This window comes from Streptomyces sp. CBMA156, assembly GCF_014596515.1.
Classification (GTDB): Bacteria; Actinomycetota; Actinomycetes; order Streptomycetales; family Streptomycetaceae; genus Kitasatospora.
The window spans coordinates 1-10,425 of record NZ_MSJQ01000238.1; the positions used below are offsets into that span (position 1 = coordinate 1).

The 10,425-nt window shown below is 69.2% G+C and carries 14 protein-coding genes and 2 pseudogenes; 5 read left to right on the plus strand and 11 right to left on the minus strand.

The window, feature by feature from the left end:
* A pseudogene (locus BU198_RS19775) lies at nt 1–233 on the plus strand (1-acyl-sn-glycerol-3-phosphate acyltransferase); the annotation flags it as partial.
* Between the two features lie 15 nt (nt 234–248).
* On the opposite strand, the gene BU198_RS19780 reads toward BU198_RS19775, so the two are convergent.
* From BU198_RS19780 to BU198_RS19815, 8 genes are all read right to left on the minus strand, one after another.
* Nucleotides 249–920, minus strand: a complete 672-nt coding sequence (locus tag BU198_RS19780; protein ID WP_188298198.1) for a GNAT family N-acetyltransferase — start codon at nt 918–920, stop codon at nt 249–251.
* Entirely contained in the window at nt 917–1,762 is an 846-nt protein-coding gene (locus tag BU198_RS19785; RefSeq protein WP_188298199.1) for a protein kinase domain-containing protein, read from the minus strand. The genes BU198_RS19780 and BU198_RS19785 overlap by 4 nt, the downstream gene beginning before the upstream one ends.
* Nucleotides 1,726–2,295 (minus strand): hypothetical protein, encoded by a 570-nt coding sequence (locus BU198_RS19790; protein WP_411293213.1) that lies wholly within the window; start codon nt 2,293–2,295, stop codon nt 1,726–1,728. Before BU198_RS19790 ends, BU198_RS19785 begins: the two co-directional genes overlap by 37 nt.
* Before the next feature lie 83 nt (nt 2,296–2,378).
* The gene (locus BU198_RS19795; protein ID WP_317620212.1) at nt 2,379–2,801 is read right to left on the minus strand and encodes a hypothetical protein; all 423 of its coding nucleotides are present in this window, start codon (nt 2,799–2,801) and stop codon (nt 2,379–2,381) included.
* A gap of 260 nt (nt 2,802–3,061) precedes the next feature.
* A complete protein-coding gene (locus BU198_RS19800) occupies nt 3,062–3,910 on the minus strand; it encodes a helix-turn-helix domain-containing protein (RefSeq protein WP_188298201.1) in 849 nt (282 codons plus the stop codon).
* A 9-nt stretch (nt 3,911–3,919) separates the two neighbouring features.
* Nucleotides 3,920–4,432 (minus strand): DUF6879 family protein, encoded by a 513-nt coding sequence (locus tag BU198_RS19805; protein WP_317620213.1) that lies wholly within the window; start codon nt 4,430–4,432, stop codon nt 3,920–3,922.
* Between the two features lie 8 nt (nt 4,433–4,440).
* The gene (locus BU198_RS19810) at nt 4,441–4,707 is read right to left on the minus strand and encodes a hypothetical protein (protein WP_317620214.1); all 267 of its coding nucleotides are present in this window, start codon (nt 4,705–4,707) and stop codon (nt 4,441–4,443) included.
* Nucleotides 4,708–4,975: 268 nt separating this feature from the next.
* Nucleotides 4,976–5,839 (minus strand): alpha/beta fold hydrolase, encoded by an 864-nt coding sequence (locus tag BU198_RS19815; RefSeq protein WP_188298203.1) that lies wholly within the window; start codon nt 5,837–5,839, stop codon nt 4,976–4,978.
* 49 nt (nt 5,840–5,888) lie between these two features.
* On the opposite strand from BU198_RS19815, the gene BU198_RS19820 reads away from it, so the two are divergent.
* On the plus strand, nt 5,889–6,494 hold the full coding sequence (locus BU198_RS19820) for a TetR/AcrR family transcriptional regulator (RefSeq protein ID WP_317620215.1): 606 nt from the start codon (nt 5,889–5,891) through the stop codon (nt 6,492–6,494).
* Between the two features lie 397 nt (nt 6,495–6,891).
* Here BU198_RS19820 and BU198_RS19825 read toward each other — a convergent pair whose 3' ends face one another.
* Complete coding sequence (locus BU198_RS19825) at nt 6,892–7,245, minus strand: hypothetical protein (RefSeq protein ID WP_223244656.1); 354 nt, start codon at nt 7,243–7,245, stop codon at nt 6,892–6,894.
* Between the two features lie 152 nt (nt 7,246–7,397).
* Between BU198_RS19825 and BU198_RS19830 the strand changes: the two genes are divergently transcribed.
* Both BU198_RS19830 and BU198_RS19835 read left to right on the plus strand, forming a co-directional pair.
* Nucleotides 7,398–8,249: a helix-turn-helix domain-containing protein gene (locus BU198_RS19830; protein ID WP_188298204.1), complete on the plus strand. Its 852-nt coding sequence runs from the start codon at nt 7,398–7,400 to the stop codon at nt 8,247–8,249.
* A 12-nt stretch (nt 8,250–8,261) separates the two neighbouring features.
* Nucleotides 8,262–8,459, plus strand: a complete 198-nt coding sequence (locus BU198_RS19835; RefSeq protein ID WP_188298205.1) for a DUF397 domain-containing protein — start codon at nt 8,262–8,264, stop codon at nt 8,457–8,459.
* 8 nt (nt 8,460–8,467) lie between these two features.
* Here BU198_RS19835 and BU198_RS19840 read toward each other — a convergent pair whose 3' ends face one another.
* Nucleotides 8,468–9,076, minus strand: coding sequence for a TetR/AcrR family transcriptional regulator (locus BU198_RS19840; RefSeq protein WP_188298206.1), 609 nt, complete (start codon nt 9,074–9,076; stop codon nt 8,468–8,470).
* Nucleotides 9,077–9,133: 57 nt separating this feature from the next.
* On the opposite strand from BU198_RS19840, the gene BU198_RS19845 reads away from it, so the two are divergent.
* On the plus strand, nt 9,134–10,036 hold the full coding sequence (locus BU198_RS19845; protein ID WP_223244657.1) for an alpha/beta fold hydrolase: 903 nt from the start codon (nt 9,134–9,136) through the stop codon (nt 10,034–10,036).
* A 154-nt stretch (nt 10,037–10,190) separates the two neighbouring features.
* Here the strand turns inward: BU198_RS19845 and BU198_RS19850 are convergent.
* Nucleotides 10,191–10,425 (minus strand): annotated as a pseudogene (locus tag BU198_RS19850) (sirohydrochlorin chelatase); the annotation flags it as partial.

The window sequence follows — 10,425 nt, forward strand, 5'->3', positions numbered from 1 at the left end:
AGTGCGGCGCCCGCCGCCTCAGCTCCGGCAGCACCGCCAAACAGCTCGCCGGCTTCGCCACCGCCCCGCTGCGGCGCCCCGCCCTGCACGTCCACCTCGGCGCCCCGCTCCACCTGGCGGGCGACATCGCCGAGGCCACGGCCGCCGCCCAGCGCGCCGTCACCGCGGCCTGGCGCACCGCGGAGCGGCGCTGCTGTCGGCGGGGCCCTCGGACTCACCGGGCCTCGGACTGAGGGGCCGGCGCCCTCCTACGGGCCGGCCGCCCGGACATAGATGTCGGCGCCGCCTCCGAGACCGAAGGGCCGCCGCACCACGAAGATCCGGCGCCCGGCCTGCCCTTCCGGTATCAGTTCGCCCTCGGCCGGCTCGTCGCCCGGCAGCGCGACGCGAAGATCGTCCGGCGGTGGGGCGAGGGCGCCGGGCTGCCGGAGGTCGTCGTGGAGAGCAAGTTTGCGAGGTTGACGTCGTCGCCGTATGGCGTAGGTGATGAATCCGTTGTGCTCGCCGGTTGGGACGAAGCCCGCCTTGAGGAGGACGCGGCCGGAGGCGGAGTTGCCCGGGTGGTGCTTGGCGCGGACCTTCGGCAGGGCCAAGGGGCCGAAGGCGAGGGCGAGGATCTCGCGGACCCCTGCGGTCGCGTAGCCCCGGCCCCAGGCGTCCGCGCGCAGGATGTAGCTGACGGCGGCAACCGGCCGGTCCCGGTGGAGCTTGACGACGCCGAGAAGGTCGCCGTCCACGGCCAGGCCGAGCGCGTACAGGGTGCGTGGCACCAGTTCCGCGGCGGCCACGATGTCGCGGAGGCAGTGGTGGGCCTCGTCGGCGTCCATCGGTTCCCGGCCCAGGTATCTGGTTGATTCCGCGCTGTAGATCCGCAGCAGGGCTTCGGCGTCGCCGGGGCCCAGCTCGCGTAGTTCGATCACCCGTCCACCGCTTCGATCAGCTTGGCCAGTTCGGCGGCGGTGGGCCGGTCGTCGGGGGCGGCCGACAGGACGTGGCGCAGCCGGGCCTGGAGGGCGGGCCAGGGCATCGCGGTGGACATCGGGACGGCCCGGTGGGCGATGGCCTTGCGGATCTCTCCCACGGGGGTGCCCTTGTCGAGGCCGGCGGTCCTGTAGTCCAGGGGCCACGTGCCGGTGGCGCAGGTCCACAGGGTGCCGGCGAGGGCGTAGACGTCGGCGGTGCGGGTCGTTTCGACGGGTTGGGGGCCGTTGATGATCCGGGCGGCCAGTTCGGGTGCGGTGAGGTGGATCATCGTGCCGTCGAACGTGGTCCACGGGGTGCTGCCGATCCGCCGAGTCCAGGCGAAGTCGAGCAGGCGTACTGTCCCGTCCGCGCTGTGGATGCCGTGTGCGGGCTGGAGGTCACCGTGCACCCAGCCGTCGGCGTGGAGGGCCGCCACGGCCCGGCACAGTCCCACGGCGGCGGCAAGGGCTTCCACCTTCCTGCCTTCGCCCTTGCGAACCGGGCGGAACACCTGCCACGTGGAGGGCCCCGCCAGCCACGGGGTGACGTACCAGACGCCGTTGCCGAACCGTCCGACAGTCACGGTGTAGCCGGGGAGCTGGTCGAGCACGGAGGCTTCGCGGGCGGTGACCTCGGCGGCCTCGCCGGTGCCGAGCTTGATGCTCGCCACTGCGTGCGGGCCGGTGGCCTTCCACACCGCCGAGCCCCGTCGGTTGCTGATCTCCTCCAGGCTCAGCGGCCCGCAGAGGGTTTCCGCGGCCTTCAGTGCCTCTGCGGCTTCGGAAGTGAACTCGCCCATTCTCGAACTGCCTTCCACTCGCAAGGGATGTGCGCGAAGACGTCCCGGCCGTCGTCCGCCGCGCCGGCGAGCGCCGCGGCGAGGTCGGGCGTCTGCGTGAGGAACTTCGGGTCCAGCGGCCGTACGCCCGCCCGGACCGGGAGGAACGAGAAGGGCGGCGGCGGGATGTCCTGTCCTCGCCTGCCGCGCTCGAGGGCGCCCTGGGGGAACTTGCCGAACATGACCCCGACCGCGCCGTACAGGTGCTTTAGCGCCCAGTGCGGCCAGGCCATCAGCTCGCGGTGGCCGGCCCCCTCGCAGTGCCCGGTCAGCACCACGTTCTCGCACGCGAGGACGCCGTACGGCCGGGGCATCAGCGGGCGGACCCACTCCGCGGCCTGGACGCCGGCGTGGAACAACTCGGCTTCCACCGCGTACCGGTGGCTGCCCGGGGCGATCTCGTAGACGGTCCACCCGGTCATGCCGCGTCTGATGGACGGTCCGAGGAACGGGCAGTGCTCGGTCAGTCCGGCGAGGTAGCTGTGTACGTCCACGCTGGCCGGGGTCTCCGTGCGGGCTTCGATGAGGCGGAGCGCCCCGGCGGTCGGCCGGGATGCCCCGTCGGATGGTGCGGTGATCACCGGTTCGACGCCGCCGGAACCAGCTCGTCATCGTCGCCGCCGCTCGGCTCGGGCGAGCAGTCCCACTCGGCCCGGACCTCGCCCGTCTCGCGGTAGCGGGCCAGGGCCTCGGTGTCGACATTGCCTTCGGCGTCGGTGAACCAGATCTCCGGCAGGGGGCCGTACGCCTCCTCGTACGCGCCCACCCAGGAGATGAAGCCGGAACCGGCGCTCTCCACGTGGGCCAGCGGGCGGCCGGCGTGCTGGAGCGTGAACGTGTGGTGCGCGGCCGGGTCGGCGGCGAGCCGGTGCCACGCGGCGTCGACGGCGGCGGAGAACATCTGCGGCGCGGCCTCGCCCGCGTCGATCCGACGCGCGGTGACGGTGAAGAACTTGCCCAGCTCGTCCAGATCGACGCTGGGCTCGGTGGTGGTGTTCACGGACCTCTCCAATCGGGGGTGGCACTGTTCTCCCGGACGGGGAAGAGCAGTTGTGAGGGAATGCGGGCCCGGCCCGGCACGACCCATTCCGACGGGGCGGGAGTTCGTGGTCGCCCAAGGGGCGGGCGTGGGGGTCAGCGAAGTCGGTCGGCGACGACCAAGGCGTACGACCTCTCGGTACTCACGCTTGGGGGTGCGTGACAGACCGTAGGAGTTTCAGCCAGGCGCTCTCCAGCAAGTTGCATGCAGTTGCACAGCAGTCACCCGAGAGAGTCAATCGCCTCTGTGATCAGGGCGCGAGCGGCGGCGCCGTGTACGGAATCTGCGGACAGTTCCCCGAACCGGCTGACGTACATGGACACCTCGGAGGGCTGCGTGATCTGGAGGTACCCGGAGACGAGTTCGACGTTGACCTGTGACGAGTCGTAGAGCGAGAACGCTTCGACGTGCATCGAGTGACGCCGATAGCCCCTCGGAACGATTCCCAGGCTCACGTTCGCCAGGGACGCGACAGCGATCAGGTGGGAAAGCTGGCCGGCGGCCACCTCCGGGCCGCCAAGGCCGTGGTGCAGGCATGCCTCCTCGATGATGAAGGCGAAGGTTTTCCCGTGGTCTCTCAGGATCTCCTGTCGCTCCATGCGCACCTGCACGGCCTCTTCCACGTCGTCCACGGCAACCCGACGGCGTTGGGTGGTCCGGAGTACCGAGCGGGTGTAGTCCCGGGTCTGGAGGAGACCGTGCAGGATGCCAGGTGTGTACGCCCGGAACCGCGTGGTTCGCTCGTACAGTGGCAGGACCATCTGTTGGGCGCGCTTGAGCCCGCTTTGCTCCAGGCGTCGCCACTCGGTGAACATGGTCTCTACTGAGCGGAGGGAAGCCACCAGGTCCGCGACCTGGTCGTCCGCTCCGCAGGCCCGGCACCACGTCCTGATGTCCTGCTCGGACGGTGCGGTGATCGCGTTCTCGATGCGGGAGCACTTCGACTTGCTCCAACCGCACGCGAGGGCGAGAGCGGGCCCGGTGAGTCCGGAGTCCTTACGGATCTCCTTGAGCCGCTCGGCCAGGGCTTTCCGGGCCTGCTGAACGCTCGACGAGCGAGAAGTACGCATCTCGTTCGGTTACTTGAGCACGTAGCCCTCGTGCGGAGTCGCCCTCTGCCACACGGTCTCGAAGGCCTTCTTCACGAGCTGAACGACGGCAGGTTCGGTGGTCCACTCACGGTCCACCACATCCCCGTCACCCGAGAAGAAGGTGAACATGATCTTGGAGTCATCAAACATCCACAGGTCGGTTCCGGGTAGAGCGATGTCCGCCGCCAGCCGGCGCGGAAGCCAGCGGACCTGCTCGCCGATGGCCACGTTCAGGAACGTCACATGGTGCTCGTAGCGGATGTACTCCGTGACTGGCTCGGAGACGATCCGAGCCCGGCGCATGACCACGCCACGGCGAATCGCCTCTCCGGCGAAGTCGGTCCACTTCTGGAACCACTCCGGCCGGTCGTCCGGGTTGTAGCGAAGACCCTCCCGATAGCGCTGGAACTGCGGGTCGTTCGGCGTGTAGTTGTCGCGCATCTCCAGGTGCACGGCAGAGAACTCGGTTTCTGCCATGGCCGTGGCGATCGGGTTGGCCACGCTGCTCCTCACTCGTCCTCTTGAGTGGCCAGCCTTGCGGCGAGGTCCACGATGAACTTGATCATTTCTTCCGGGAGGCGGATCACGGTCTCGTGGTCAGGCACGTCAGTCGAGTGCCCGGGGACCGAACCGACTTCCTTGCAGCGGCTCAAGTCCTCATTGCCGGCCTTGTAGGACTGGATGAGCAGGTCGCCGTTCTCCGGGTCGCGCCAAATCGTCGGTGAGTCCACCTCTGGCGTATTGGAGACGATCCCGATGAACTCTAGAGGCTGCACGATGCTCCCTGGGACTCTGGTTCCGCGTGGTTGCACAACCGATGGGCTCATCCTGACGTGTGCGCGACCGGCCTGTCAGGCGTTTCTGTTTGACGAATCGTCAGTTCGACGGCAAGGAGTCCAGTGAGCGCGCAAGTGCTCAGATTGAACTCGCCTTGTCGTAGGTGCTGACGGACCTTGACCGGGTTGAGCATCGCCCCACCCTGGCTGCCGACGTCACCCCCGATGCAACCTCCGTCACAGCAGCGGCCGGGTCTACCTGACGACGCTAGTGCTCGATGGCATGGAGGATGCGCTCGGCCACCAGCTCCGGCTCGTCGGTCGGCAGCGCGTGGCCGGCGCCAGGCACGATCTCCACCCTGGCCGAGGGCATGAGCCTGCCGATGCGATCGGCGACCTTGCGTGAGTCGTGCATGGCGCTGCGCGCCCCGAGCAGGAACAACGAAGGAACGCGCAGGCGGCGCAGTTCCCCGTCCGAGAGGACTGGTGGCACCGGGAGTGCGCGACGGAATCCCATCGAGGCGCGCATCAGGCCCATCAGTTCGCTCTCCAGGATCGCGCTGTTGCCGACCAGACGGGCGAGCCGCGGGCGGAGCGGGCCGGGTGCGGCTGCGGCGAGCCCGCCGGCGATCAGCCAGGCGTAGAACCGCGGCCCGAACTCGGCGAAGCCCGCTGGGTCCACCAAGGTGAGGGACGCGGCCCGGCCGGGGCGGTGGATCTGGTGGTTGATCGCCAGCCAGCCGCCGTAGGAGCAGCCGACGAGCTGAGCGTCTGTCACCTCCAACGATGCCAGGACTTCGTCCAGCCAGGCGGCGCTGTCCCGGCCGTCGCGGATCGGGGTGGTCTGCACGCTCGCGCCTGGCTCACCGATGGTGTCGACGGCGATGAGCGGACGGTGCCGGGCCAGCGTGTCGATGTACCGGTGCCACATCAGCGCGTTTCCGCCCGATCCAGGGAGCAGAACGATCGGCTCGCCGCTCTGTGGCCCGGTTCGGTAGACGCGAGTGGTCCCGAACGTGGTCGGAAGATCCAGCGCCGTCCGCTGCCCCGGCCACAGTTCAGCCAGAGTCCGCTCGTATGTGACATGGAACCGGTCTCTGGCTTGGTCGTTCCTGAACTCGCCAATTCGCATGGTACATGTGTATCACGGCATGATACGGGTGTACCAGGGAGGTGGGATCGTGAACACAAGGGTCGATCATGAGGAGCGCCGACGGCAGATCGCCGAGGCACTGTTGAGGATCGCTGACACCCAGGGCCTGCAGTCGGCCAGCATGCGGGCCGTCGCGGCCGAGGCCAACGTCTCCCTGCGACTGGTGCAGTACTACTTCGAAACCAAGCAAGGGCTGCTGCTCGACGCACTGGCCAGGCTCGGCACCCAACTTCAGGCCCGCATGGAGAAGTGGATCGGTGCGGCGGGGACCCCGCCCAGACCGCGCGGCACCGTGACCGCGCTCCTGTCGTGCATACTGCCGACCGACCCGGAAAGCCGGCGGATCACCAGGACCTACGCCGCCTACTACACCCTGGTGCTCAACGACCCCGAGGTACTGGAAAAGCACGGCGCGCGGCAGCCGGAACTGCTGGAGGGCTTTCTCGCCAAGCAGATCCGTGCGGCTCAGCAGTCAGGGGAGATCAGCCCCGACAGGAACCCCGAAATCACCGCCGCCGGACTGCTTGCCATGGTCAACGGACTGGGCTCGAGCGTGCTGGGTGGCCAGCGCACGGGCGACGCCGCACTCGCGATCCTCGCCCACCACCTGGATGAACTCTTCCGGACGCCGTGAGGGCCGGTACGGCCCGGTCTGGAGGACCCACCACCTACCACGGCACCCTCACTCTTCCAGCTGATTCGATTCCCACTGGCCGACAAGGCGAGTGCAATCTGAGTAGTCATATGGATAAGGGGGAGCACCTCCGCAATCCGGACGTGCTGCGCTGCGTGGTGCGGGCGGAGGTCGGTGCAGGGAGCGTGGCCGAGGGCCTGGCCGCCGTGGAGGGGCTCGACCTCTTCGGGAGTGGCGCACTGGCGATGGTCTACGGGATGGTCGGGGATGGGCTGGCTCGGCACCATGCCGCCGTGGCAATGGGATTGGCGCCGGATGGGGATGAGCGGACCTGCTGTCAGCCTCAGTTGGATGGTCTGAGCGTCAGCTGATAGCAGTGCTGTGCAGACGTGAGGCGTCAGGCGGCTTCGGCCCGGTCCGTCGCGGCGGCGGTCGGCGGGGAGAGCCAGACCAGACGGGCGGTGATCCCCGGCCGGCGGGAGAAGTGGTGTGCGGCTCGCTCGGGGGAGGGAAGGGTCAAGCGCGTCCGCCCGTCGACGCCGATGACGTGCGTCGACCCGGCGGCGTCGGCGAACCCCCAGGCCGCGACCCACCCGTCGGCGTCCGCGCGGCCCTCGTCGCACACCTGGACGACGGCGAACAGCCGGGGTGCGGTGTCGAGCACGAGCCCGCAGAGTTCCCGGTCGAAGGCCGGGTCGGCCGCCTGTGCGAGCGTGCCGGGGAGGGAGTTTTGCGAGGGCGCAGCAGCCATGGAAGTCTCCTACCTCAAGGCATGGGTTTGCCAGGGATCAGCACTCTTGGTAGCTGATCCATGTCATACGGTAGCGCTGGCATGGCATAATTTCCATGAAGTCCATTGAAGACTTCCCGTGTCACTCCGGACGGTGAACGAGAGGAGCCGAGATGTCTACAGGTGGCGCACCGACCTTGCGGCAACAGCGCCTTGGGTTTGAACTGCGCAAGCTCCGTGAGAATGCCGGGCTCAGCTCGACCGCCGCTGCCGGCCGGGTGGGGGTGAGTCAGGCTCACATGAGTCGCATCGAAGCGGGCCGCTATGCGGTGAGCGCAGAGCGGGTCCGCGCCTTCGCCCGCGCGTACACGTGTACGGACCAGAGCCTGATCGATGCGCTCGCCGGCATGACCGGACGGCGGGTGCGGGGATGGTGGGAGGAGTATCGCGACATCCTGCCGCCGAACATGCTCGACCTTGCGGAAATGGAACACCATGCCACGGCGATGCGCATCGCCTCCGTGATTCACATTCCAGGCCTGCTCCAGAGCATCGACCAAGCGCGTGTGCTCGCCAGCAACCTTGTGCCGCCTCTGGCTCCGCATGACGTGGAACATCGAGTGTCATTCCGGATCAAGCGGCAGGTTGTCCTCCATGGTCAGCGGGCGATCCGACTCACGGTGATCGTCCATGAAGCGGCTCTGCGTATGGGGTTCGGCGGACCCGCTGTGGCCCGTGCGCAGCTCAGGCAACTGATCGAGGCGAGCATGCGCGAGAACGTCTCGGTTCTCGTGATTCCCTTCGGCGCTGGCACGTTCCCGGGGTCGGGGCAGTCCATCGTCTACTGTTCCGCAGTCGTGCCCCAGCTTGACACGGTGCAGCTCGACACCTATCACGGCTCCGAGTTCCTGGATGCCCGAGCGCAACTGGTGAAGTATCAGAAGGTTCTGGACCTCATGGAAGCCTGCGCCCTCAGTCCTGCGAAGTCACGTGATCTCATTGCTCGCGTCGAGAAGGACACCTGAGAGGAAGCGCGCATGGCAGCTCTTGACTGGCAGAAGTCCAGCTACAGTTCCGAGTCGGCCAACTGTATCTACGTTGCCGAGGTCCCGGAAGGTGGCATTAGGCTCCGTGAGAGTGATGACCCCGGCGTCATCATCACCACGTCGCCCGAGAGCCTCCGGGCCCTCCTGTCCGGCGTCAAGGCGGGGGAGTTCGACCACCTGACCCGGTAGCCCGCCGCTCACCTGCGGCCGGGGAAGATCCGGCCCAGGTGGTAGTGCAGGACGGCGGTCGCCTCGGCCGCCGTCCGCTGGTTCAGCAGGACGCTCAGGCCGAGTCCGGCGGAGACGGCCAGCAGCACCACGGCCTCCTGGCGCGCGTCGAGCCGCTGATCGGCCTCTCCGGCCACCTGGGCCGCCGTCAGCTGGGCTGCCAGGAAGGCCTCCATCTCATCCGGCGCCGCCAGGAACGGCTGCCCACCGAGCGCCGGGTCGGTGACGGAGAGCACCGCGTACTCCGTGTAGATCAGATGAAAGGCCCGGCCCTCCTCCTCGGCCGGGACGGCCTCCAGCAGCACCGCCTCGATGATGCCGCGCGGGTCGCCCGCGGCGCCGCTCTCGCGTACACGCCGCTGGACCCGCTCTCCCATCCGGCCGGCCAGGCGGGTCATCGCGGCCAGCAGCAACTGCTCCTTGGTGTCGAAGTAGTACTGCACGAGCCGCACCGACATGCCGGCCTCGGTCGCCACCGAGCGCATGGTGACGGAGTGCAGACCATTGCTCGCCGCCGAGCGGAGCAGGGCGTCGATGATGTGGGTCCGCCGCTCCGCGTGATCCACCAGCTTCGGCATCGGGTTCCTTCCGATTATTTTTGTGGTACAACCATACCATCAAGAGAGGGAGGGGCCATGACCAGGACCAGCGTGGGGCACTTCGTCAGCGACGAAGCCCGGGCGAAGTTCCTTGTGGCGTACGACCGGGCGATGGAGCTCTGGCCGAGCCCGCGCCAGGAGTTCGACGTCGAGACCGGCCACGGGACCGTGCACGTCCACCGGTACGGCGCGACGACCGGCGAGCCGATCGTGCTGCTGCACGGCCACGCCGGACACCCGTCCAACTGGTACCCGCAGATCGCCGCGCTCGGCGAGCACCACCCCGTCTACGCGATCGACACCCTGGACGACCCCGGCCGCAGCGTGCAGCGCGTCGTCGCGGCGGGTTCGGAGGGGAACGCGGCCTGGCTGGGGGAGGTGCTGGCCGGTCTCGGACTGGAGCGGGTGCACCTGGTCGGGGCCTCGTACGGCGGCTGGCTGGCGCTCAACCAGGCCATCCACGCGCCCGAGCGGCTGGCCTCGGTCGTGCCGCTCGACCCGGGCGGGATCGAGAAGGTGTCGGCGCGGTTCTACCTCCACATGGTGGGCGGCCTGTTCGGGATGCTCGCCCCGCGCCCGCTGCGCCCGGCGGTCGGCAGGCTGCTGGCCAACCCGGCGCTGGGCGCACCGCGCGAGATGGTCGCACCGCTGATGCTCGCGATGCGGAGCTACAAGCCGCTCTCGCGTCCACCGGTCAGGCTGTTCACGGACGAGGAACTGGCCGCGATCACGCTTCCCGTCCTGGTGCTGGTGGGCAGGCGCAGCGCGCTGCTGCGGCCGCGACGGGCCGTGGAGCGGGTCACCGCGTTGATTCCGGGGGTACGGGCCGAGATCGTCGAGCGGGCCGGGCACGGGTTGAACCTGGAGCGGCCCGACGTGGTGAACGAGCGGCTGCTGGGCTTCGTCGGCGCGGTCGGGCGGGAGTCGCCGGCGGCGTAGCGGGGTGGCGCCCGAGATCCCGGAGAGCCCCGCGCTCGAGGGCGGGGACCGGACTGATCGAGCGGTGCGCCGGCGACCGCTGGACGGGCAACCGCTGCGCGAGAAGTCGGGCGGGCCGACTTCTCGCGCACGTCATCAAGGCGGGGGATCAGGCTCAGGCGGCCGACTGCAGCGCTGTGGCGGCCCGCGCCTCGTCGTAGCGCCGCAGCACCAGCCGGGCGACGGCCGGGTGGGCGCCCAGCGGGGCGCTCGTCCACCTCGCCGCGGTGGTGGCGGCGCGGCGGGCGAAGAAGCCGGGGGAGAGCAGGTAGCCGGCGAGGGCGACCTCGGGGTGGCCGGCGGCCCGGAGGGCGGCGACCGCCTGGTGCGGGGTCGGGCCGGCCGCCGAG